This is a genomic window from Rahnella sp. CJA17(1/100) (genome assembly GCF_963881615.1).
In the GTDB taxonomy this organism is placed as follows: domain Bacteria; phylum Pseudomonadota; class Gammaproteobacteria; order Enterobacterales; family Enterobacteriaceae; genus Rahnella; species Rahnella aceris.
In genome coordinates, this window is the sequence record NZ_CAWOJA010000055.1 from 1 (window position 1) to 25,007 (window position 25,007).

Sequence of the window (25,007 nt, forward strand, 5' to 3'; positions counted from 1 at the left end):
TCGCCTTGACAGGCTCGCCCTGCGGGCCAACGGCAAAGCCGTTGTTCAAACGCCTGCGGCGTTAGTCCGAGTCCGGGCACCATATTTAAAGAAACCCGCCTATGGCGGGTTTTTTGCTTTCAGAGATGCGGACTCTCCATCGAACTCCGTTCGATGACTCGCCTTGACAGGCTCGCCCTGCGGGCCAACGGCAAAGCCGTTGTTCAAACGCCTGCGGCGTTAGTCCGAGTCCGGGCACCATATTTAAAGAAACCCGCCTATGGCGGGTTTTTTGCTTTCAGAGATACGGACTTCTTCAGTGTGTCAGGGAAACCCGTACTCATTAAACGCCCCGATAGCCAGGCGTTTAATGAAGTTTACGATTGTCGCTATTTCGACATTGTCACCAAAATAGGCTTTTTCACGAACAACCCGTAGCTTAACGCGCCCAGCATCAGTAAACCGGCACCGAGAAAGAAGACGTTGGTGAACTGCCCGGTTGCATCCAGAATAAGTCCGGTGACAATCGGCGCACAGGCCGCCCCCAGAAAACCACCAAAGTTCTGAATGGCGCCCATCGATGCCACCTGCTCTTTCGGCGCAATGTCTGAGGCCAGCGTCCAGATGACACCCTGCGGCAGTTGCGAGAAGAAGTAGCCAACTGACAGCAGCGCGATACTCAGTGTTGTGTTGTGTACAAAAGGAATCGGCGCCACAAAGCAGGCCGCCAGCGCTGCACCGGCCACAATCGGCACCTTACGCGCGGTAATCGTCTTCACACCGCGACGGATAAGACGGTCAGAGATAGCCCCGCCGCACAGCACACCTAAAATCCCCGCCAGGAACGGAATGGCCGCCAGCCAGCCTGTTTGTTTCAGGCTAAAACCCAGCGATTTTTCCAGGTAGCCCGGCAGCCAGGTCAGGTAAACCCAGATAGTGAACATGATAGAAAAGTTGCCGATCACCATAAACCAGGTGGTTTTATGCCTGAACAACGCTCCCCAACTCGCCTTGTTATTGCCGTTAACTTCGGTCACCGACTTCTGCACCAGCTGAGAATTGGCGTGGATCACCTTTTCTTCGCGATCGGTCGGATTGCGGTAGAATTTCAGCCATACCAGCAGCAGCGGGATCCCCGCCAGGCCAATGGCAATAAACATGCCGCGCCAGCCGAGCGTTAACAGCAGCACGGTCAGGATTGGCGGCGCAATGGCATTGGCAATCTGCGAACCGGTATTGATGATCGAGGTCGGCAGCGCACGCTCTTTATCAGAGAACCAGCGGTGAGTAATCTTGATGCCGGAGGTAAAGAACGGTGATTCGGAAATACCCAGCAGCATGCGCAGGGCATAGAACATGGAATAACCATTAACGAAACCTGCCATCACCGTGAAGGTGGACCACAGCCCCACGCCCCACGAGAACATTTTTTTAGGACCGAAACGGTCAACCAACCAGCCCGCAGGCAGGTTTGCCAGCGCATATGGCCACAGGAAAGCAGACAGCAGCAAGCCCATTTCCGTCTGGCTGAAACCAAACTCTTTCGCAATGGTGGTATTAGCAATACTTAAATTGGCACGGTCGAGATAATTAATGACCGCCGCCATTAATAAAATAAAAATAATGCCCCAGCGCAAGCGTGAAACAACAGGAGCAGCCGTTTTAACCAAAGATGTATCGGGAGGAGAGGTAGCGTCTTTCATCATTTTAATTATCCACTATTGGTTATTCATAAATAAGTCATCATTGAACAGACTCAGGTGAATTTTAATCACAGCTTTACGAATAAAAGACTGACTTCGGGTATTACAGCAAGGGCGATGTAAATCTTGCGGAAAGAAAACGGCAAACATGCCGGGTTCCAAACGAATCAGCGATTCATTATTCGTTTCCTGATAAAACACGATGTCATGCTTCTCCGCCCGGTCTTCTGCCACCTCGTGCTCCGCCGCACCGCGCGCCACACCGATGGTTTCTTCTCCCTGCAAGAGAAATTGAATATCTGCAAACTTGAAATGTGACTCAGCCCGCATTTCATGAGCAGGAACGGTATTCATTTCCTGCAGAAGGCAAAACATCTTGTCCGGAATAATATCGAATTTCCCTGGTGTCAGCGTGGTAAAATCAGTTTGAGTAATATACTCAATACCTTTATTAATAATCGGATGGAAAGCGAATTTTTCACGTTCCCAGTCTCTCAGGCAACATACGATCATGTTGAATAATCCTTTTATATTTATATTCAGGGTCGGATTACGGCTAAAAAGGTTATAGATTTGAAACTGACGGCCTGGCAGCATCATCATGTACATTGAATATCCGACCAGGCCATTAATCAGCGGATAAGATGTCAGCTCATCCGCATCACTCACTCATGGCTATCTCACCTTATACGGCGGCGATTTTTTTCTGCCACAGCGCCGTGCCGCTGTGAATTTGATCCAGCAATACGGTCAGCCCCCAGAACTTTTCCAGCACATTGTCTTTATTCACACGGCAGAACTCGCTGTCGAAAGTACCCAGACGCTGATGATAAATCTTGGCATTCTTCGGATACCCCAGTGTTTCAGTCACCGCGCCCAGCGACAGGAAAATGGCTAACTCGTCGGCGAGTTGCGGCTGGCTTGCCGCCTTGTGATACAGCCAGCTGTATAGCTCGGGGTGGAAATTGGTGAACACGCCGCTGAATCCTTTAGACCCCGCCTGCATCGCCGGATAAGCAATCGCGGCATTAGCATTAATGATGTTCAACGGCGTATTTGCCACCAGCTTCACGCGGCGGGTAACGGTTGTCAGGTCACAGCTCACGTCTTTCAGTACAACGAAGCGGCCGGTGTTGGCGCAGTAAGTGAGCTCTTCGTCGGTCAGCAGACGGCGATACGGTGCAGGACACTCATACAAACCCAGCGGCATGGATTCAGGCAAGGCACTCAGCAACTTATCCAGCGTGGCAAAGAAGGTCTCACTGCCCTGATTTTTCGGATCGAGATGGTTGGTGACCAGCACCAGTGCGTCGGCTCCGGTTTTCGCCATCGCACTCAGCTCACTGATTTGGTCATTGATATCATCACTGATATGGCCCGAGGCAATCACCGGCACGCGCCCCGCGACGTGCTTCACCACAAACCCGGCCAGCGCAACGCGCTCTTCGAGGGTCAGAAACTGCATTTCGCTCGACTGACACACGGCGAACAACGCATCTACACCTTTCTCAAGATACCAGTCGATCAAACGGGTCAGGCCCGGATAGTCAATCTGGTTGTCTTCGGTGAAAGGGGTCAACATCACCGGCACGATGCCTTCAATACTTTTAGTCATGACTGCTCCTTAAGACGGAATCGATTACGTGGCCGCTAAACTCAATGCATCAAGGCAGCGACCGTCACAAGAAACTAAAGAATTACCGCCGCATTTATCGCTGCGCCAGACGTGCTGAAACCTGGGCCTTATCAGGCATGTTTGATGCACCTTCACGCTCGACGGCCAGCGAGGCAAACGCCGCGGCATAGGTCGCCGCCTGAACCAGACTTTGTCCATTGGCAATACTTGAAGCCAGCGCGCCGTTGAAAGCATCGCCTGCACCGGTGGTATCGACGCTCAGCGCCGGGAAGGCCGGAATGTGCTGGAACTGATTACCGTCAAACAGCAACGCGCCGCGCGATCCCATGGTAATAATCACCCGCCTCGCCCCCTGGCTGACGATACGCTGTGCAGCCTCTTTGGCGCTGGCTAAATCCTTCACGTCAATGCCGGAAAGCTGCGATGCCTCAGTTTCATTAGGTGTAATAACGTCAACATATTCAAAACACTCAAGCGCATGGCTCGAGAAAGGGGCCGGGTTGAGAATCACCTTCACGCCCAGCGCTTTGGCCAATTTCATCGCGCTCAGGGTAGCGGCAAAATTGTTTTCGAGCTGTACGAGCAGCACGTCCGAATCTTCCAGTTCGGGGGCAATCGCTGCCACTTCGTCTTCGCTGATGGTTTTATTGGCACCGGAATAAATGGCAATCATGTTCTCGCCGTTTTCCTGCGAGACATAAATGATGGCGTTGCCGGTCGGCTCAGTGTCCGACTGATAAAGGGTAAAGGAGTGGATCTCCGAGGAGGTCAGGTGATCATAAGCAAACTGGCTGAACTGATCCTTACCCACCTTGGAAACGAAATGCACTCTGGCACCCGCACGACTGACCGCCGTGGCCTGATTCGCCCCTTTGCCGCCGGGGCCGAGCGTGCTGCCCAGCGCCAACAGGGATTCTCCGCCTTTTGGAAAACGTTCAACCTTCGCCACGATATCGACGTTAAATGAACCCAGAATGCAAACCTTACCTTTCATGTTCTTTCCTTTCCCCTGTTGTACGCTCTGCTTTCTTTTCTGACTCTGCAGCCGTTGCAACAACACTTCAAAGTTGCCACCGGTGTCAGCAATTAGCTTTGACTGCAAACTCCGCCGTATCACCATTGCACCGCCATGACATCGCTGAACCAATTTTTCAGCCGCCAGGGCATTCAGATCACTGCGAATGGTCTCTCTGGTCACCGCAAACAGGGACGCCAAAACCTCCACTTTTACCCGCTCGTTTTTATCCAGATATTCCAGGATTTGCTGCCGACGTTCTTCAAGAAACATATCCACCCGCCTTCTCTGTATTCAGAATAAGTGCACGAAACTGATTAAAGAGTGATGATGCTCATAGCTTAACCAGCAAAACGGAAGTAAACAAAAATGGGAATTTTTGATTTGGCGAAGTGAGAAGAAAGGAGCAGAAAAGAGCCATCGAAAGTGAGGGGCTGTCACAAGAGGGCGCGCATCACCCCGGTGCTCGTTTCACCCGGACACACATGACGCCGCCTCTTTTCGTAACAGAAACTATACTTTATTTTCATCAGGATAGTGACGCTGGCAGGATAAAGAATGACCCAACAAAGACCGCAATTTTCATTGAAAGTACTGACGATTAATACTCACAAGGGCTTCACCGCGTTTAATAAACGCTTCATTTTACCCGAGCTGCGCGACGCGGTACGCACCGTCGGTGCCGATATCGTCTGCCTGCAGGAAGTGACGGGCGCACATGATGTGCATTCGTTGCATGTGGAAAGCTGGCCGGACATCCCCCATTACGAGTTTCTTGCTGACAGCATGTGGAGCGACTTCGCCTACGGACGCAACGCGGTCTACCCGGAAGGTCATCACGGCAATGCCGTCCTTTCACGCTATCCCATTGAACATTACGAGAATCGCGACGTGTCGGTCGCGGGTAGTGAGAATCGCGGCCTGTTGTACTGCCGTATCGTGCCCCCGCAGCTTGGGTCCCCTGTCCACGTGATTTGCGTACATCTGGGTCTGCGCGAAGCGCACCGCCAGGCGCAGCTCAAGATGCTGGCCGACTGGGTTAACGCTTTCCCGCAGGGAGAACCGGTGCTGGTGGCGGGCGATTTCAACGACTGGCGGCAAAAAGCCAATCGCCCGCTTAAAGTACAGGCGGGACTCGATGAGATTTTCACCCGCGCAAAAGGCCGCCCGGCGCGCACTTTCCCGGTCAGGATGCCGCTTCTGCGTCTTGACAGGATCTATGTGAAAAATGCCAATGCCAGCGCGCCTGCGGTGCTGCCGCTGCGTAACTGGCGTCATCTGTCCGATCATGCCCCGTTAAGCGCGGAGATCCATCTATGAAAACCGCATGGCGGGAAGGCAACCGCATCCAGCTTCTGGAAAATGGCGACGAATATTACCCGGCGGTATTTGACGCTATCGATAACGCTCAGCGTAAAGTGATTCTCGAAACCTTTATCTGGTTTGAGGATGACGTGGGTCGCCAGTTACACGCGGTGCTCCTGCGCGCCGCACAGCGCGGTATCGGGGTTGAAGTGCTGCTCGACGGCTACGGATCGCCTGATTTGAGCGATGATTTCGTCGGCGAACTGACTTCAGCAGGCGTGGTGTTTCGCTATTACGACCCGCGCCCGCCGCTGTTCGGTATGCGAACTAATCTCTTCCGCCGTATGCACCGTAAAATTGTTGTCATCGACAATACAGTGGCGTTTGTCGGCGGGATTAATTACTCCGCCGAGCACATGTCCGATTACGGTCCTGAGGCCAAGCAGGATTACGCCGTACGGGTGGAAGGCCCGGTGGTGGATGACATTTTGCAGTTTGAGCTGGAGAATCTGCCCGGTCACGCGCATACCCACCGATGGTGGCAGCAACGTCGCCGCTATCATGCGGCGGAAAATCGCAATCCCGGCGAGGCGCAGGCGCTGTTTGTCTGGCGCGATAATGACGATCACCGGGATGATATTGAGCGTCACTATCTGAAAATGCTGGCCAGCGCCAGGCGAGAAGTGATTATCGCCAACGCCTATTTCTTTCCTGGTTACCGTCTGCTTCACGCCATGCGCAATGCAGCCCGCCGCGGCGTGCAGGTAAAACTTATCGTGCAGGGCGAGCCGGATATGCCGATTGTAAAAGTCGGTGCAGAGCTGCTGTACAACTATCTGCTGAAAGGCGGTGTGCAGGTGTATGAATATCGCCGTCGTCCGCTGCACGGCAAGGTCGCGCTGATGGATGCTCACTGGGCGACGATCGGCTCCAGTAATCTCGATCCGCTGAGCCTGTCGCTCAATCTTGAAGCCAATCTGATTATCCACGACCGGACGTTTAACCAGACGCTGCGCGAGAACCTGCACGGTATTATCGCCAGAGACTGCCAGCGCGTGGATCAAACTATGGCCCCGAAACGCACCTGGTGGAACCTGGCGAAAAGCGTGGTGGCGTTTCACTTCCTGCGTAAATTCCCGGCCATGGTCGGCTGGCTACCGGCGCACACGCCAAGGCTTGCCCAGGTAAAGCCGCCCGTACAACCCGAAATTGAAACGCAGGATCGGGTGACGTCAGAGAATTCAGAGGTGAAATCATAATGTCTGCATCACATCCGAAGTGGCGTCTGGCGAAAAAAATACTCACCTGGATTTTCTTTATCGCCGTGGCTGTGCTGCTGGTGGTTTACGCCCGCACGGTCAACTGGGAAGACGTGTGGAAAGTCATTCGCAATTACAACCGCACGCCACTGCTGATATCAGTGGTGCTGGTGATCATCAGCTATCTGCTGTACGGCTGTTACGATCTGCTGGCGCGCGCTTATTGCGGGCACAAACTCGCGGCCCGTCAGGTGATGCTGGTGTCATTTATCTGCTACGCCTTTAACCTCACGCTCAGCACCTGGGTTGGCGGCATCGGCATGCGTTACCGGCTCTACTCCCGTCTGGGTCTGCCCGGCGCCACGATCACCCGCATTTTCTCACTGAGCATTACCACCAACTGGCTTGGCTATATTTTGCTCGGCGGCATTATCTTCACCTTCGGCGTCGTGGAGCTGCCTTTGCACTGGTACATCGACGAAGGCACACTGCGCATTATGGGCATTGTGCTGCTGGCGATGGTGGCCACTTACGTCTGGTTCTGCGCCTATGCTAAACGCCGCCATATGACGGTGAAAGGGCAAAAACTGGTGCTACCGTCGTTTAAATTTGCGCTGGCGCAGATGGTAATTTCCAGCGCCAACTGGATGGCCATGGGGGCGATTATCTGGCTGCTGTTAGGCGAGGATGTGAACTATTTCTTTGTGCTGGGCGTGCTGTTAGTCAGCAGTATCGCCGGGGTGATTGTGCATATTCCGGCGGGGATCGGCGTGCTGGAAGCGGTGTTTATCGCCCTGCTGGCCGGAGAACATACTTCGCAGGGCACGATTATCGCCGCCCTGCTGGCCTACCGTATGCTCTACTACTTCCTGCCGCTGCTGCTGGCGCTGGTGTGCTATTTGATGCTGGAGAGTCGGGCGAAGAAATTGCGGGCGAAGAACCAGAAGGCGATGGCGAAGTAAGCCTTCTGGCATTATTCCAGACCGGGGATATTCACACCAAATGTTTGCAGCAGCAGGATGATATTGAGCGCCACAATCACCACGGTGCCGATGATGGAAGTCACGACAGTCAGGCGGCTGTTAACAAACTCCCCCATGATGTCGCGACGGCTGGTGAATATCACCAATGCAATCATCGGCGCAGGCAACGCCAGGCTGAGCACCACCTGGCTGTATACCAGCGCGTCGGTGGCATTAACGCCCATTGCTACCACGATAAACGCAGGGATCATGGTGACCAGACGGCGCAACCAGACAGGAATACGAAAACCGACGAAGCCCTGCATGATCATCTGACCTGCCATAGTGCCTACCACTGAACTGGAAATACCGGAAGCAATCAATGACAGCAGAAAGAAACCTGCCGCCCCCGCCCCTAACAGCGGAGTCAGGGTGTGATAGGCCGTTTCGATTTCCGCCACATCGCTGTGGCCGGCATGGAAGGCACTGGCGGCCATAATCACCATCGCGATATTCACCAATCCGGCGAGGGTCAGCGCGATCACCACTTCAATATTGGAAAAACGCAGCAGTGTACGACGTTCGCCCGGATTCCTGGCATGGGTACGGTGCTGAGTCAGCCCCGAGTGCAGGAAGATCGCATGTGGCATCACGGTGGCTCCGATGATCCCCACGGCAATGGTCAGCGCCTGCGCGTCGGGCAGTTGCGGTGTCACCATGCCCAGACCGGCTGCGGCCCAGTCAACCTGCGCAATAAACATTTCGACCAGATAACACAGCGCAATCACCGCCACTAACCCGCCGATCATCAGCTCAACAGGGCGGAAACCACGCTTTTCCACCATCAAAAGACCGTAGGTAACCAGCGCCGTGATACCCATCCCGGCCAGTAACGGCATATGGAACAGTAACGACAGGGCTAAAGCCCCCCCGAGGAATTCGGCCAGATCGGTCGCCATTGCGGCGATTTCGCTGCCCACCCACATCCCCCAAACCACGGGTCTGGAGAACTGGTCGCGACACATTTCCGCCAGATTTCTGTTGGTGACGATCCCCAGTCTGGCGGAGAGCGCCTGAAACAGCATGGCGATCATATTGGCCATGACGACCACCCACAGGAGCGCGTAGCCATAGCGCGAGCCAGCCTGAATATTGGTCGCAAAATTACCCGGATCCATATAGGCGATCGAGGCGATCACCGCAGGACCCGCAAACAACAGCGGTGTCATCAGGCCGCGTTTGCGGCCGGACATGGCGTTAGCAATCGCCGCATTGGTTCTGTCGGTTAGAGAAGAAGTCTGGCCTGTTCCACGCATACTGCCCGCCCTGTTCTTGCTTGTTATTTTTGTGTGAATTTTATCCGGCAAAGACGAATATAGCACTGGCTATACTCTATAGTGCAAGCTTAGTTTGAGGGTTATTAAGGGCTTTATGTTTCAAAATATGAAACTTGAATCATTGCCTGAGATTATAAAAATGGAATGATTTTTCTGATGATGAATCCGGCGTGACGGCCACACTGACGGCCCTGTGCCTGCGCCTTTCGTTCAGAGGTTATGCGCAACAGCGCGTGCCAAAATTGGCCGGCATAAAAATCTGACATACATCACACTTTTCTGACAAACAAACCGGCTGCCCGCCCCCTGCTATCAAGTTTCCTCGCCAGTGTGCCGTTAACTTAATCACTAAAACTCATTCGGTTCACGTGACCAACTTCAGTTTCTTCCCGACAGATTTCTATCCTGTGTTTCCTGACAGGCTACTCCGGTAACGACATTTTACGCACGAGACTGATTGAAATGTTGTCATAACTTAAGGACTTAAGGTGCCTGCACCTTTTTAATCGCAATTTCAGGGAGTTACCACTATGTCTTTTAAACACACTACTGTACGCACCCAGCTTACGCTGGGATTTGGCGTTTTAGTCGTCATTGTTCTCGCAGTAGTCCTGCTCTCTATCAACGCGTTAAGCCAGGCCAACAACAGATTCAAAACTCACGTACAGCAGGTTTCCGCCCGTGAGGCGGCTGTGAATTTAATTCTCAGCGGCGTAAAAGACAGTTCATTGAATATTTACGGGCTGGTGCTGGTCAGTGAGGCTGCTGATATCGAAGCAGGTAAAAGACAAGTCGCTGCTGCAGAAGAGAAAACCGCAGCCGCGCTGAACCGGCTTCAGGCGGCAATCAAAGAACACTCAGATGTCACAGATAAGGATCGGCAATTCGTGACCGCGATTTCTAATGCGGAAGAAGGATACCGGCCGGTGGCTAAACATATTGTTGATCTGGCCCTTGAAGAAAAGAAAGCTGAAGCGATTGACCGCATGAATCGCGAGCTACGACCTCAGTTGGCGCTGCTGCTGAATACGACCAATGACTATCTCCAGTACAGTAACGTACGGGCTAAAGAGAGCCTGAATACCGCACAAGATGCGTATCAACAAACCCGCCTCATTTTCATCGTTATCAGCCTGGTCGCACTGAGTCTGGCGGTTATTCTGGGGGGCATTATTATCCGTTCCCTGTTCCGTGCACTGGGTGAAGAACCGCTTGTTTTAGGTCAGGTGGTACAACGTATTGCTGCGGGTGATCTCAGTGAAGTGAAAGGCGCGGAAAACGCACCACAAAACAGCGTCCTGGCAGAGCTTGGCGGAATGCAGGCGAAACTGCATCAGTTAATCAACCAGGTGGCTAATTCCGCTGAAAGCATTGTCAGTGCATCCACCGAAATTACGTTGGGCAATGAGGATCTGAGTCGCCGGACCGAAGCCCAGGCTTCCTCGCTGGAACAGACATCAGCAAGCATGGAGGAACTGACCGCGACAGTGAAACACAACGCCGACAATGCCCATCAGGGGAATCTGATGGCCACAAGTGCGTCACAAGTGGCGCAACGCGGTGGCAACGTCGTTGAACGCGTCGTCAGCACCATGCATGAAATCGCCGAAAGCTCAGGCAAAGTGACACAAATCATCACGGTCATTGAAGGCATTGCTTTCCAGACCAATATTCTGGCGCTTAACGCCGCCGTTGAAGCAGCCCGTGCCGGTGAGCAAGGGCGTGGTTTTGCGGTGGTTGCCGGTGAAGTGCGAACGCTGGCACAGCGCAGCGCCAATGCCGCCAAGGAAATTAAAAACCTGATTAGCGAGTCTGTTGAAAGGATTAACGTCGGTTCTAAGCTGGTGGATGAAGCGGGCACCACCATGATGGAAGTGGTGAATGCGGTCAAAGGCGTCAACAGCCTGATGGCTGAGATTACCCTTGCCTCAAGCGAACAGCATACTGGCATCGATCAGGTCAATAAAGCCGTGGTCAACATGGACGAGGCGACGCAGCAGAATGCCGCGTTAGTAGAACAAAGTGCGGCAGCAGCAGACAGTTTAAAACAACAGGCCCATATCTTGCTGGAGGGGATTTCTGCATTTGATATTTCACGTGCGGGAAATCTTAATGTCACTGCAACAGCCACCCGCTAAGGTATTTACATGAAAATTTCCTGCGTTTTTGCCGTGGCGACAACCCTGCTGACATCGGCAGCTCTTGCCAGCAGCAATGAGAACATCACGATAGGCCTGATTACTAAAACAGACACCAACCCGTTCTTTTTGAAAATGAAAGAAGGTGCCATGCTGGGGGCCACCGTACACGGGGTCAAACTGCTTACCGCAGCCGGTAAAGAAGACAGCGATTATCCTTCACAGATCATCGCAATTCAGTCCATGGTGGCCTCTGGCGCGACCACGTTGCTCATTACGCCGAGCGATGCTAAGGCCATTGTGCCCGCACTCGATGAGGTCCGGGCGAAAGGCGTGCAGGTTATCGCCCTCGATTCCCCGACGGATCCGATCAGTGCCGTCGATGCCCTCTTCGCCACCGATAACTATAAAGCTGGCGAATTGATTGGCCAGTATGCTCAGGCGGCCATGCCGCTGACGTTCGCGGGGCAACCCCTCAAAATAGCGATGCTGGATTTATCGCCAGGACATCTGGTAGGGGCAAGAAGACACAACGGGTTTATGAAAGGATTGGGGTTAACTGCGGCAGGTGCCGAATCCAGTGAACTGTCCGCCGCACCCGAAATTGTGTGTGCAGGCTATAGCGAAGGGGCAGAGAAACAAGGCTACGAGGTCATGACAAATTGCCTGAAAGCCCATCCGGACATTAATCTGGTTTACACCGTCAACGAACCGGCCGCAGCCGGAGCCTACAAAGCCTTGCAGGAAGCAGGTAAACAAAAGAATGCCATGATTCTCTCTGTTGATGGCGGGTGTGCGGGGGTAAATTACGTACGTGAAGGCAAGATTGCCGCCACGGCCCAGCAGTATCCTTTAACGATGGCGGCGATGGGTGTTGATGCTGCCGTTGCCTATGCCAGACACGGCAAAAAGGTTTCCGGGTATGTCGATACCGGCGTCACGCTTATCGCAGATAAACCCATGCCAGGTCTGGCAAGCAAAGATACTCAGGCAGGGCTGGATGCCTGTTTTGGCGCTAAATAAACAGCTTTCCTGAAGACAAAAAAAAGCCGGAGAATGTCAGCGCATTCTCCGGCTTTTTTCGTACATCGTCAGAAACAGCGACTGGCGTTAGCCGTACAGCTTCAGACGCGCCGCTTTTTTGGCGAAGGCCAGATCCGCCTGCACCATCTCAATCACCAGATCCTGTAATGAGGTTTCAGGTGCCCAGCCTAACTGACGCCGTGCTTTTGACGGATTAACCGAAACCTTGCTGACCTCCGACGGGCGCATATAACGCGGATCGACGGCGACAATCACATCTCCGACTTTCAGCGCTGCCGCGACCGGGCTGATAATCGCCGCAATCACGCCTTTTTCCTCCACGCCTTTGCCGACAAACCGCAGTTTGATCCCCAGTTCAAGGGCCGCAAAAGTCACGAACTGACGCACCGTAAACTGCACGCCCGTTGCAATGACGAAGTCCTCCGGTTTGTCCTGCTGCAGCATCAGCCACTGCATTTTGACGTAATCTCTGGCATGCCCCCAGTCACGTAAAGCATTCAGATTGCCCAGATAAAGGCACTTCTCCAGCCCCTGAGTAATGTTCGCCAGCCCGCGTGTGATTTTACGCGTGACAAAACTTTCGCTGCGCCGCGGCGACTCATGGTTAAACAAAATGCCGTTACAGGCATACATACCGAATGTTTCCCGGTAATTCACGGCTGTCCAGAAATCACTGACTCTGGCGACGGTCTCCGAAGGCGGAAGATTAAACGTCACCATTTCATTGATGGTCATCCCGTTAACCAGCCCGCACAACGCGGAAGATGAAGCATGATAATAACGGGTTGTGCGCTCCAGCCCCTCAGAACGGATAGCCTCCAGCATTCTCAGCGCACTGATCCCGGTTACAGGAAATGTAGAATGCGCGGTAGTTTCACTGGTGATATCCAGATTATAAATTTCATCCGGGCGAATTAACGCCAGCAAACTCCTCAGATCTAAGATTTCACCCCAGCCATAATGATGAATATGGAAATCAGGATTATTTGCATGTAAATCATCAGTGACAAATTCAGTATCGGGTACCGGGCTGTGCAGGATAATCCCATGGACTGTATAGCCTTTTTTAAGCAAAAGCTCAGTCAGATAAGACCCGTCCTGCCCGGAGATATTGGTAATAAGAGCGACCTTAGACATAGTAAACCCTTAGATTACAATTTAAAAAACGCATCCGGACAGATGCACGATTATAATTGCAAGGTTATGTTGAGTAAGATGAATCGCAGAATAAACAGTCAACGACAGAAAAAAGAACAATATTAAAAAGGATACAAATTAATAAACGATGCGTTTACGTTCATTGAAGTCATGCCATTTTGTTTTGATATACTCATCCAGCTCATCATGAAATCTTTGTGCAGAGAACTTTAAAGCGTTTTCGCGGCAGTCCTTCGGCAGGATAGAGTCTTTAATCGTATCAAAGTGACGCACGGCGTTAATCAGTGATTCCGCCGTTTGCTCTGAGAAAAATACCCCGGTGGCATTACGTTCGCCATAAGGTCTGATGGTCTCCAGAACACCGCCTTTGCCAAAGGCAATAACCGGCGTCCCGCTGGCCTGTGCTTCGACCGGCGTAATGCCAAAATCCTCTTCAGCAGCAAAAACAAACGCCCGGGTGCGCCGCATGTAATCTTGCATTACATCGTCAGGCTGATAACCCAGAATTTCGATATTGCTGCCAGCCCGGGATTTTATTTTCGCCATTTCAGAACCGTCACCGATCACCACCAGTTTCTTATCCGGCATCTGACTGAATGCTTCAACAATCAGGTCGATACGCTTATAAGGCACCATGCGGGAGGCGGTAAAATAGAAGTCTTCTTTATTCTCCTGCAAAGTAAAACGTTCTACATCGACAGGAGGATAAATAACATCCGCATCCCGGCCATAGACCTTCTTGATTCGCCGGGCAATAAACTGGGAATTAGCGATAAAGTGATCCACGCCATTGGCTGTCCGGTAATCCCAAATCCTGATTTTATGCAGGAACCAGCGGGCCAGTTTCCCTTTCAGGCCTTTGTTCAGCCCCGACTCACGCAAATACTGGTGCTGAAAATCCCAGGCATAGCGGATCGGAGAATGCACATAACTGATGTGCAACTGATCAGGGCCGGTCAATACCCCTTTAGCCACCGCATGACTGCTGGAAAGCACAATGTCATGCCCCGTCACATCAAGCTGCTCGATAGCCAGCGGCATTAAAGGTAGATACTGCTGATATTTCTTCTTCGCAAAAGGTAACCGCTGTATAAAAGAGGTCGTCGCTTCTTTTCCATAGAATTTCTTCCGGGATTCATCAGAAAGAAAATCGACAACAGAATAAACATCAGCATTTGGGTATAATTTAATAAACTCTGCAATAACTTTTTCTGACCCTGCAAATGTCACCAACCAGTCAGCAACAATCCCAACACTCACATCATGTGACATAATTTAAACCTTATAAAATGAAAAGTGAGTAATACAAACCCACAGCGAGTTATCATTACTCACTTAAATAAGATATTTTTAATAATTACATACTGCGGAGGATAGAAAGAATTCTTCTGGTTTGTTCCTGCATGAGTTTTGTATTTGCGCGGGATTCAACATTCAACCGTACAACAGGTTCTGTATTAGAACTGCGGAGATTGAAACGCCATTCGTCAAACTCAAGACTGATCCCGTCAGTATGATCGACGTTAACCGCCTCACCTTCATACATGGCTAATACACGGGCAATGGATTCTTTAGGCTGCTGCAAATAGCTGTTAATTTCGCCGGACGCAGGATAGGCCGTGATCCGGTCATTAATCAGTTGCCGCAGAGACTTGCCTTTCAGATGCAATAATTCAGCGACCAGCAGCCAGGGGATCATCCCACTGTCGCAATAATAGAAATCGCGGAAGTAATGATGGGCGCTCATCTCACCGCCATAGACCGCATCTTCCTGACGCATACGCTCTTTAATAAAAGCATGGCCGGTTTTCGACATAACAGGCACGCCGCCCGCACCGGTGACAATATCAATGGTATTCCAGCTCAGACGCGGGTCATGGATAATTCTTGAGTTGGGATATTTTTCGAGGAAGGCATCGGCAAGCAGACCGACGATGTAATACCCTTCGATAAAATTACCGGCATCATCAAAGAGAAAACATCTGTCAAAATCACCGTCAAAAGCGATCCCCATATCTGCGTTGTGCTTAATGATGGCATCCGTCGTGTCCTGACGGCACTCCGGCAATAACGGGTTAGGAATACCGTTCGGGAATGTGCCGTCTGCCTCATGGTGAACTTTGATAAATTCAACCGGCACACCGGCTGCAATAAACCGCTGTTCGATGGCATCAACAACATGGCCCGCGGCCCCATTACCGGAGTTAAACACCAGTTTTAAAGGGCGGGTAAAGTTCTCTACATTGATAAAGCTGAGCAGCTTATCGACATACTCATCCAACACAGAGGCTTTCTCGTAACTGCCGCGCTTAGCCTGATCGACCGGTGGAAAATTATTAGCTTCCGCCAGCGCCTGAATATCACGTAAGCCGGTATCACCGCTGATCGGACGGGAATCTTCACGCACCAGTTTCATGCCGTTGTAGTTCATCGGATTGTGGCTGGCCGTCACTTCAATGCCGCCATCAAGGCACAAATAAGACGTCGCAAAATAGATTTCTTCTGTACCGGTCACGCCGATATCAACAACGTCGGTTCCCGCATCCTGCAAACCTTTCGCCAGCGCAAGTTTTAATGCTTCGCTGGTTAAGCGGACATCGCCCCCCAATACCATTTTATTAGGTTTTAAATATTCCCCGTAAGCACGCCCTATGCGATAGGCAATATCTTCATTTAATTCGACGCCTAATTCACCGCGGATATCGTAAGCTTTAAAGCAAGTTAATGTACCTGACATATTTCATCCCCAAATTAACAGCGACCATAGTGATCTTTTATACGGATAATATCGTCATCTTCCAGATAGGATCCTGACTGAATTTCCAGAAGTTCCAGAGGAATTTTTCCCGGGTTCTCTAACATATGCTGAGCCCCAATAGGGATAAACGTTGATTCATTTTCACTGAGCAGATAATTTTTATCTTCGAGAATAACTCTGGCGGTGCCCGACAGAATAACCCAGTGCTCCGCGCGGTGATGGTGCATTTGTAATGAGAACTGTCCGCCCGGTTTAACGGTGATGCGGTTCACATGATAACGGGGTGCAGTCACGACATTATCGTTACGGCCCCACGGGCGATAGGATTCGCGGTGCAAACGATATTCCCGTCGTTTATTATTTTTTAAATATTCGACGACTTTTTTAACGTCCTGCACCTGGTTTTTATCAATCACTAAAACGGCATCTTTCGTATTTACGATGACCAGATTATCCACACCAATGGCGGCCACCAATTTCTCATCGGTGTTGATATAACAATTGTTCGCATTATGGGTAAATACATCGCCATTGATGGCATTCCCTTCAGCGTTTTTATCATTCACTTCCCAAAGCGCCGACCAGGAACCCACATCATTCCAGCCCGCATCTAACGGAACAACAATCGCATCCGTGGTTTTTTCCATTACGGCATAATCAACCGATTCATCCGGGCAGGAAATAAATGCCGCTTTATCTACACGAATAAAATCTTGCTGCTCATCAGTATGCGAAGTTTCAATCGCTTTCTGACAGGCTTCGAGTATGTCCGGCCTGAATTTCGCCATCTCTTCAAGAAAACGTCTGGCGCGGAACAAAAACATACCGCTGTTCCAGTAATACTCGCCGCTTTCCAGATATTGCAATGCGGTCTCAAGATTCGGTTTCTCGACAAAACGCTGCACCCGAAAAACAGGATCGGCATCACTGCTGAATTCTGTTCCCCGCTGGATATAACCGTAACCGGTTTCAGGGCCTGTTGGCACGATACCGAACGTGACCAGTTTCCCCTGCTCAGCGAACGGAATAGCATTCTGCACGGCCTGATGGAAGGCATCCGGAGACTCGATCACATGGTCGGCAGCAAGCACCAACAGTAACGGATCAGAACCGTTGTCGATGGCACTGAGCGCAGCCAGCGTAATAGCAGGCGCCGTATTGCGCCCGACAGGCTCAAGAATAATATTGTCGGAGAGCTGGTCTATTTGTCGTAATTGTTCGGCAACAAGAAAACGATGCTCTTCATTACAAATAACCAGCGGTGCAGAAACGTCCAGCCCTTTTAAACGGGTGACCGTTTCCTGCAACATGGAATTATCGCCATGCAGACGAAGAAATTGTTTTGGATAAAGCTCACGAGACATTGGCCACAAACGGCTACCGGTGCCGCCAGCCATGATTACTGGAAGGATCATGATTACCCCTGACAAGAAAAAATCTGAAATTAATATTTAACCATTAAAATTCTGGATAATATTATTCAGTTTATTAGCGGACTTAACCCAAGAAAAACGCTTAATATTTTTAAAGCCATACGTTACAAGTTTATTTCTTAATTCGTGATTATCAGCAATCAGTTCGAGTGCTTTAACTATTTCAGATTTGGATTGAGGATTGAAATACAACACACTATCACCCAATACCTCCGGCATTGAAGCACTGTTTGAGGATATAACCGGACAACCACATGCCTGAGCTTCGAGAGGGGGAATCCCAAACCCCTCATAAAAAGAAGGAAATACAAATGCATTTGCATTTTGGTATAAAGCAACCAATTGATCATCATCAACCCTTCCCATAAAATGAATTCGTGGATGGCTTTGATCAAGTTCTAGTTTTTTAAAAACATCAGCGCTGCCACCAATAATTTTTAAATCCATATCAATATCAGCACTTAAAAAAGCATCAATTAACCCATGGAAATTCTTGTGAAAATTCGTTGAAGAAACAGCTAATAGATAATTTTCTTTTTTTTGTAAATCTGTTTTTGTAATGTAAGGTTTGAAAATATCAGAGTAAGCGTTCGGTATTACAGATATCTTATCTAACGGACAGCGGTAATTGGTCACAATTTCTTTTTTAGAGAAATCACTAACGGTTATTATATGTTTGCTATTTTTTAGAATGAGCGGGGCAATTAACCTATATAACAAACGAAACGAGAACGGGAAACTTTTCGGAAACTTCAAGTATGTTATATCATGATGGGTTACTATTTGGTTAGGGTAAGACACTGGCGCAGTATTACATAAGTTAATTAAGAGAGGCCTTTTATTTTTATAAAGATATAGAGGTAAAGTGATCTGTTCCCACAGATGTCCACTTAAACCACATACCTCTTCAATTTTAATAACATTTAATAACTCTTTCTTTTTTACAGCATTTAGATCAGGGACTAAAAATATAACGTCGCTACGAATCTTAATAAGCTCCAGTGAAATTTCTTCTGCAAATCTCTGGACACCAGTAATATTTTGAGTTAAAAAACGCCCATTGACATATATCATTATATATTCAATCCAGGTTTATTCTAAATATATTAATCAATCGAAGTGGTTAATATAACCCCCCCACTCAAACCTAAGTTACTATTGAGGATGCCTACTTAAAATTCTTGCCGGATTACCTACAACAACTGAGTTATCGGGGACATCTATAATAACCAAAGTGGAAGCACCAATAATAACATTATTTCCTATAATGATATCCCCAACGATTACGCTGTTAGCGTATATCGTTACATTATTTCCAATGACCGGATAGGAAATACCATCTTCTAATTTGGCCCCAATAGTAACTCCTTGATAGATCCTACAGTCATAACCTATTGTGACACCTTTTCCTATTACTACCCCGAAAGGGTGTGGTATTTTTGTTCTTTTTTTCTTAAGTGTAGTAAGCCCGATAGTCAGTTCACTATATAAAGCAACTCTGCCATCATTAAAAAAATACATACAATAAATCACTTTGATACATTTTAATATGATCAAATAAACACCACGTAGCAAGTTCCTCAATTTTACACCTCAGAATTAATTATTGAGTTTGTTAATTTTCATGAGCCACTCCTGATAAGAATAATTTTCACCTCTTATCCAAGTTACTTGCCCAATCCCTTTCACAGAAACAACATAATTCTCATTATCACTTGTTGTAGTAATATCATTTTTCTTAATTATGGGAAGAAGAGCTTTCAACAAAACTGCCGCTTCTTTACTTTTTTCGTTTTGATATAACAATCCAAAGTTATGTTCTTTATTATCTTGATCTGAGCCGTCATCTATTAAATCATACCACCAAAGTCCTTTTATATAATTTCGTGAAGCAGCAAGAAGTGTATATTTAACTATATTCTGTGCTGCTTGGATATTTGAAACCCCGCCGGAAAACTCAGTACCTGTAGGATATCCCATTTCGGTGATATACAAAGGAACGTTCTTTCCAGTCAATTTAGATAAAGATGCCTCAAACTTATCTATAGCAATGAAACTACCCTCTGGATCTCTAACACTTTTAGGTTCATTAAAAGCATAAGGATGTATTGAAATACCATCGACGTAACTCATTAATCCTTGTTTTACTAAACCATTCAACCACGTGACTTCATTCTTATGTAATGGATTAATTGAACCGGCGATAACTATGGCATTTGGATCAATTTCCTTAATTTTTTTGTAGGATTGCTGAACTAAATATAAAAATAAATCATCTTTTGGCCTGGTTTTTCCCCTTCCTATTCCCGTACCCAGTAACCACTCATTCCATATTTCATAATATTTCACTTTTCCCTTATAACGGTTTACTACCCATCCAACATAATCCACGAATTTGTTAACTTGTTCCCTGTTTTGTGGATAACCCCCTTCTGTATAAAAATTGCTGCCATATCCCAATACAAAAAGTGAATTAACGCCATTAGATTCATTATTGTAATTAGAAAAAAATGCATCAGCATTAAGAGTCTTTTCCGTGACATTCATTCTAGCTGGATTAGTTTGTATAGAATTCCAGGAGAATCCATCACGAACTGAAGTAAAGCCATAACCTTTAATTAGTTCGCCATAATGTTTAGAAGAATTTTTATAGTTATTAAGATGAGTACCTATTCCTATATCTAGGTTAGCTAAAACATAAAATGGGCTTAATAAAAGAGTTAGCAATAAAATTTTAGCGAACATAATCAAAGATCCTATATTGAAAAGATAATTGTAATCTATCCGTTATAATATGGATTCGTATTCTTTATATATTTTTAGTATTTTATCATTATCAATGCCAACATCTGACAGAGAAGAAACATAATTTAACGCATTAGAAAGTTCAGTTTCAATATCACAAATAATCCCGTTCGTTGCTGTAATAATCTCATTAATACCTCCAAGATAGTTATTTGCAACTACGGGTGTACCACACGCAAGTGATTCGATTACAACATTTGGATATCCTTCCCAACGAGAACTTGAGATAAACACGTCGGCATGCTTCATGAGTGCATAGGGATTATCCGTAGAGGGTATAAAAGTAATACTAGAATCTAACTTTAACAATTCAACCTGTTTTAGCAGATTTTCTTTTTCCTCGCCAGTTCCTACAATAGTGAGATGAAACTTTTCATGATTAATTTTTGAAAAAGAATTGAGTAAAATATCAAACCCCTTTTGATAAGTCATTCTGCCCATCGTAAGAAGATTAATTTTATCCTTAGGGTAGGAGAAATCAGGAGTTTTACCACACATTTCATGAATAAATTTAATATCAACTGGATTATTTATTTTAATTAACTTTGACTCAGGAAGACCCATTTGTAATGTCATATCTTCAAGCATGTCGTTGCTTTGCACGACGATAGTGTCATAATTTTTATAGCAGGATTTGTACAGAAACTTTGCCAAAATATTTTTTTCATACAAACTTGGAAGATTAGATTCTCGTGCAATTTTTTTGACGTTATCACCTAGTAAAAAAAGAAAAGGAGATATAAATGCGTTCGCAGTACCGTCACTAATTAACATTGTATCAATTTTTTCATTAATACAATATCGTCTAATACCAAATATAATTTTGTGCAAATTATATCTTGCTCTTCCTTTTACATTCAGAAAAGTTACGGGTATATCTTCGCGTAAACTTCGTAAAAGTGAATTCCTTTCAGGCTCATCTGCATATAAAAGTATATGGGGTTTATATTCTTTAGAGTTTATATTATTAACAAGATTAAATATTACACGTTCCGCACCTGTTCTACCAAGAAATGGCATAATAAAAAGTACATTTTTCATCTTAATCCCCGAAATTATAATCTGTAGAAAATCTATATTTTATTTATGACGTTTTTTTGTAGTTTTCCTCATTGTTATAAATATCTCTTTGATAACAGGGATGCCAAAAGTGACTAGAGCCAACGTCTGATAATAAAAACAGTCTCTTGTTTTTACGGAGAATATATTGCTTATCCAAGCAGCTACAACTTGGCTGAATAGTGAGGCATAGGCAGCACCAATCATTCCGTATTTGGGTATGAGTATGACATTTAAAACCACATTAATAACTAATCCATAAATTGCCCTATAAATCCTTAAGTAGGATACATCTCTAATAATTAGAATATTAGAACTCACAGAACCTAGCGATGATATTATGTTAGCTATAACTATAATATATATTACTGAAATTGATTCTTGATATCGTACCCCGAAGAAAGCATTTACAATAAATGGTGTAAGAAGAATAACTAGAGCACCAGATATTGATGTAAAAAGATGCGTAACATAGAAATATTTTTTTATATTACTAGGTGAACTATTATTTGCCACCATTGGAAAAAATGAAGCAGCAATAGCTAGAGGAATAAACATATAAGCATCTGAAATCCTAATCGCCACATTAAATTTAGCAACTTCATCCATACCGATCATTTTAGCAAGCATGAATTGATCTATACGGGTATAAATCATAACTATCAATGTTGAAACCAGAATAGGAAATGATTGCTTAACTAATGATGTTAGTTTTTTTATATTAAAAAACTTAAAATTAACATTTAAGCCACCTTTTCTTGAAACAAGAAAGATCAGCAAAAATGAAAATAAGTAATCTAAGCAAAATGACAATGTATAATAAACCACTCCCAAGTTTAGATAAAGTATTGTTAATTTTATTATCGAAGATATTATTAAAGCTACGATACTAGTTTTTGTAATAACTTCTGATTTAGAGATTGCCTGGTAATAAGAGTAGTAAATAGTTTGAGCCTGAAAAAAAACACTAAATGAAGATATAATAAAAACTGCCTTATAAGTATTATTATAATCAGTTAGAAGTATGACAATTGAAAAAATTAAAACCGTAAAAATAGACAACATCATTCTGAAAATTAATGAAGTAGACAAGACCTCATTAACTCTATTTGAAGCAGAAAACTCCTTAATAAGTACGTTATCAAATCCGAATGCGACAACCCCAATCATAAGGGAAGCTATGGTTTGCGCTAAAGAAAAAACACCAAATTCATATACAGTTAATTTCTGTGAAACATATGAAAATAGGCAAAACACTACTGTTAGCCTTATTATTTTTTCTGATAAAACCCAAAATGAATTTGCTAGGTATTTTTTCATAATAGTTTATTTATAAAATAACATTTCGACATTTCCATCCCTTAAATTGTACCGAATGAATGTATTACTTTGCCTTGAGATCAATTTTATAGCGTTCATAAAATGGGGACATTCGTAACGATTTCCTACATATATATTTTCTATATATATACAGCCCAATAATATATATAACGAATTTTTTTATTTTAGACTTAAGCTTGTTATTTTTTTTCCACGACTGAGAAAAATGATGTATTGTTCTATTTTTTCTTTTAAATAATGATGGGTGTTCAAAAACACATTTATTTAAAATTCTTATATTTCCAGTAAGAAGCTGTTCTCTTCCATTCAATTTAAAATCAGGTAGTGCTTCTAAAAAATAACGTGTAAATAAGTCGTTATTAGGGGATGTGAGAGATATTTCCTCATTCAAATACTTTGAAAGCAACTCATTTATAATGCCATTACCTTGGCAAGCTCCAATTACAGCCGTGCCAAGATTACAATCCCACATAAATCCTATAAAGAAATCTAAATCCAATAAATCCTCAAAACCGGAAACTATCTCAATGTCGGTATCTAGATAAATTCCACCATAGTTGTATAAAACATCCAACCTGACAAAATCAGAGACATGAGCCCATTTTTTTTGCCCATAAGCATTACGAATATAGCTGTTGCTCGTTAAATCAAAATTATCCTCATTCCATTCAATTATTTTATATCCATCATATTCGAGTTGATGAAAGGCAGCGAGATATTTTTGAACAGACTTTGGTTTTTCAGCCCTACCAAACCAGCAATAATGTATGACTTTAGGGATCACATTTGCTCCTTATCTCATATATTTTACTAATACATTAAACGTTATTACTAATTATTTGTAACTGACTCTTTATACAATCCATATTTACGCATTGTACAAAAACCCCGGTTAAATATCACACCAACAAGTACGCCAGCAAAAGGTGCATAAAAAACAGATTCAAAGAGATTATAAGTGACACCACCTGTAAATATACAAAAAGCAAATGAATAATATATCATCCCTGAAGATCTATCATGAAAACTAGAAAATACAAATCTCATCAAAAAAATAAAAATGAAGACAACACTAATTGCCCCACCAATAACATATAAATACACTATTGCATTATCAGCAGGATTATAACTCTGTGGAGAGAATAACAATGAAGGAGTGCCTATATTTCCGATACCTTTACCTATTAGGAAAGAATAATTATCTTTCAATAATCCCATTGCATCCGGCCAAGTTTCATACATCCTTTGTAAGAACGTATTAGTTTTATCATACTTAACTTGGTTAGCGCTCGGTAGCATATAGTAATAAGAAAATAGCACACTGAATATTATTGATATTTTTGAAAACGTCATTACTACAATTGCAGGTAGAATCATTACTACTGAAACAATAATATAGATTAGGATAGTAGTTTTAGTAGTAGTCAGATAAATAGGGTACAACGGAATCACAGAAACCAATATATAACTAATCCATTTTTTTTTACTTCTCAAATGATACAAAATAAAAAAGAAACTAATCAACATTAGTGTTGCAGCATCAAATGATGCCCCGGTAAATCCTGGATTTCTTAGAGCGCCTCCTGCGGTCCAGTCCCGCGATAGCACCTTTGAATAACCACCAATATCCATGACACTGCCCAACCATGGAGCACCAAATGCATTGACATATAAGACGCCTAATATGCATGTGATACCGAAAAACAAAAAAAACCGTTGAGATGAGTGAAGTAGCTTTTCAAATATCTCTGCTGAATAAGCAAGACTGAACATGAATGGGATAAATATATAAACCCCAAACATAGCCTGAATCAACCCGCCGTTTAGTGTTCCAAGTATGATATAGAAAACGAAAAAACAAGTAATTATTATAAGAGAAGGAATCATAAATAGATTCCTTACCCATCTGTAGACTAGTAGCAGTAGCATTACTGCTACTGCACTATAGTTAACGAATGGGGCAATCATACCTATTGGACCAGAGAAAGCCTTCACAAACACAAATAAGATAAATGTTGGAAATGCAATTCTTTCGATATTCATATCGTATCCAGTTATTTATTGACTGATAAATG

21 protein-coding genes and 1 pseudogene are annotated in these 25,007 nt (G+C 45.8%); 6 read left to right on the forward strand and 16 right to left on the reverse strand.

The genetic code is table 11. The features are described from left to right. Nucleotides 1-368: 368 nt before the first annotated feature. The 4 genes from AACU55_RS19130 to rbsK all read right to left on the reverse strand — a co-directional run bounded on the left by AACU55_RS19130 (nt 369) and on the right by rbsK (nt 4,606). Nucleotides 369-1,682 (reverse strand): MFS transporter, encoded by a 1,314-nt coding sequence (locus tag AACU55_RS19130; RefSeq protein WP_205960129.1) that lies wholly within the window; start codon nt 1,680-1,682, stop codon nt 369-371. 15 nt (nt 1,683-1,697) lie between these two features. Further along, on the reverse strand, nt 1,698-2,195 hold the full coding sequence (locus tag AACU55_RS19135; RefSeq protein WP_183065363.1) for a YhcH/YjgK/YiaL family protein: 498 nt from the start codon (nt 2,193-2,195) through the stop codon (nt 1,698-1,700). A gap of 172 nt (nt 2,196-2,367) precedes the next feature. After that, on the reverse strand, nt 2,368-3,297 hold the full coding sequence (locus AACU55_RS19140; protein WP_134705932.1) for a dihydrodipicolinate synthase family protein: 930 nt from the start codon (nt 3,295-3,297) through the stop codon (nt 2,368-2,370). 94 nt (nt 3,298-3,391) lie between these two features. Next, a complete protein-coding gene (rbsK, locus tag AACU55_RS19145; protein WP_134705933.1) occupies nt 3,392-4,606 on the reverse strand; it encodes a ribokinase in 1,215 nt (404 codons plus the stop codon). A 285-nt stretch (nt 4,607-4,891) separates the two neighbouring features. On the opposite strand from rbsK, the gene AACU55_RS19150 reads away from it, so the two are divergent. Genes AACU55_RS19150 through AACU55_RS19160 form a run of 3 tightly spaced genes read left to right on the forward strand, consistent with a single transcriptional unit; the run spans nt 4,892 to nt 7,859 of the window. Then, nucleotides 4,892-5,653: an endonuclease/exonuclease/phosphatase family protein gene (locus AACU55_RS19150; protein ID WP_134705934.1), complete on the forward strand. Its 762-nt coding sequence runs from the start codon at nt 4,892-4,894 to the stop codon at nt 5,651-5,653. Beyond that, on the forward strand, nt 5,650-6,897 hold the full coding sequence (gene clsB / locus AACU55_RS19155) for a cardiolipin synthase ClsB (RefSeq protein WP_134705935.1): 1,248 nt from the start codon (nt 5,650-5,652) through the stop codon (nt 6,895-6,897). Before AACU55_RS19150 ends, clsB begins: the two co-directional genes overlap by 4 nt. Beyond that, a complete protein-coding gene (locus AACU55_RS19160) occupies nt 6,897-7,859 on the forward strand; it encodes a lysylphosphatidylglycerol synthase domain-containing protein (RefSeq protein WP_134705936.1) in 963 nt (320 codons plus the stop codon). Before clsB ends, AACU55_RS19160 begins: the two co-directional genes overlap by 1 nt. Before the next feature lie 11 nt (nt 7,860-7,870). Here AACU55_RS19160 and AACU55_RS19165 read toward each other — a convergent pair whose 3' ends face one another. Continuing rightward, nucleotides 7,871-9,175 carry an Nramp family divalent metal transporter gene (locus AACU55_RS19165; protein WP_013576862.1) on the reverse strand — a complete coding sequence of 435 codons (1,305 nt, stop codon included), beginning with the start codon at nt 9,173-9,175 and terminating at the stop codon, nt 7,871-7,873. 551 nt (nt 9,176-9,726) lie between these two features. Here AACU55_RS19165 and AACU55_RS25785 point away from each other — a divergent pair. The 3 genes and pseudogenes from AACU55_RS25785 to AACU55_RS19175 all read left to right on the forward strand — a co-directional run. Continuing rightward, nucleotides 9,727-10,281: pseudogene (locus AACU55_RS25785) on the forward strand (MCP four helix bundle domain-containing protein); the annotation flags it as partial. Between the two features lie 441 nt (nt 10,282-10,722). Further along, nucleotides 10,723-11,334, forward strand: coding sequence for a methyl-accepting chemotaxis protein (locus AACU55_RS25790; RefSeq protein ID WP_443531897.1), 612 nt, complete (start codon nt 10,723-10,725; stop codon nt 11,332-11,334). A 9-nt stretch (nt 11,335-11,343) separates the two neighbouring features. Next, a complete protein-coding gene (locus AACU55_RS19175) occupies nt 11,344-12,357 on the forward strand; it encodes a substrate-binding domain-containing protein (protein ID WP_037033306.1) in 1,014 nt (337 codons plus the stop codon). 87 nt (nt 12,358-12,444) lie between these two features. Here the strand turns inward: AACU55_RS19175 and AACU55_RS19180 are convergent, their stop codons facing one another. The 11 genes from AACU55_RS19180 to AACU55_RS19230 all read right to left on the reverse strand — a co-directional run bounded on the left by AACU55_RS19180 (nt 12,445) and on the right by AACU55_RS19230 (nt 24,975). After that, the gene (locus tag AACU55_RS19180; RefSeq protein WP_015690360.1) at nt 12,445-13,515 is read right to left on the reverse strand and encodes a GDP-mannose 4,6-dehydratase; all 1,071 of its coding nucleotides are present in this window, start codon (nt 13,513-13,515) and stop codon (nt 12,445-12,447) included. A gap of 138 nt (nt 13,516-13,653) precedes the next feature. Next, nucleotides 13,654-14,808: a glycosyltransferase family 4 protein gene (locus AACU55_RS19185; RefSeq protein WP_037033309.1), complete on the reverse strand. Its 1,155-nt coding sequence runs from the start codon at nt 14,806-14,808 to the stop codon at nt 13,654-13,656. An 85-nt stretch (nt 14,809-14,893) separates the two neighbouring features. Further along, complete coding sequence (cpsG, locus tag AACU55_RS19190; protein WP_037033310.1) at nt 14,894-16,273, reverse strand: phosphomannomutase CpsG; 1,380 nt, start codon at nt 16,271-16,273, stop codon at nt 14,894-14,896. 14 nt (nt 16,274-16,287) lie between these two features. Beyond that, on the reverse strand, nt 16,288-17,709 hold the full coding sequence (locus AACU55_RS19195; protein ID WP_015690363.1) for a mannose-1-phosphate guanylyltransferase/mannose-6-phosphate isomerase: 1,422 nt from the start codon (nt 17,707-17,709) through the stop codon (nt 16,288-16,290). A gap of 36 nt (nt 17,710-17,745) precedes the next feature. Beyond that, nucleotides 17,746-18,801, reverse strand: coding sequence for a glycosyltransferase family 4 protein (locus tag AACU55_RS19200; protein WP_126125115.1), 1,056 nt, complete (start codon nt 18,799-18,801; stop codon nt 17,746-17,748). Between the two features lie 81 nt (nt 18,802-18,882). Further along, complete coding sequence (locus AACU55_RS19205; protein ID WP_126125116.1) at nt 18,883-19,248, reverse strand: serine O-acetyltransferase; 366 nt, start codon at nt 19,246-19,248, stop codon at nt 18,883-18,885. Between the two features lie 78 nt (nt 19,249-19,326). Continuing rightward, entirely contained in the window at nt 19,327-20,472 is a 1,146-nt protein-coding gene (locus tag AACU55_RS19210) for a cellulase family glycosylhydrolase (protein ID WP_126125117.1), read from the reverse strand. Between the two features lie 42 nt (nt 20,473-20,514). Then, nucleotides 20,515-21,573, reverse strand: coding sequence for a glycosyltransferase (locus tag AACU55_RS19215; protein ID WP_240785647.1), 1,059 nt, complete (start codon nt 21,571-21,573; stop codon nt 20,515-20,517). Between the two features lie 39 nt (nt 21,574-21,612). Next, nucleotides 21,613-22,911: a flippase gene (locus tag AACU55_RS19220; RefSeq protein WP_126125118.1), complete on the reverse strand. Its 1,299-nt coding sequence runs from the start codon at nt 22,909-22,911 to the stop codon at nt 21,613-21,615. Between the two features lie 64 nt (nt 22,912-22,975). Next, the gene (locus AACU55_RS19225; protein ID WP_126125119.1) at nt 22,976-23,716 is read right to left on the reverse strand and encodes a glycosyltransferase family 32 protein; all 741 of its coding nucleotides are present in this window, start codon (nt 23,714-23,716) and stop codon (nt 22,976-22,978) included. Between the two features lie 47 nt (nt 23,717-23,763). Then, nucleotides 23,764-24,975, reverse strand: coding sequence for a hypothetical protein (locus tag AACU55_RS19230; RefSeq protein ID WP_126125120.1), 1,212 nt, complete (start codon nt 24,973-24,975; stop codon nt 23,764-23,766). Nucleotides 24,976-25,007 lie beyond the last annotated feature (32 nt).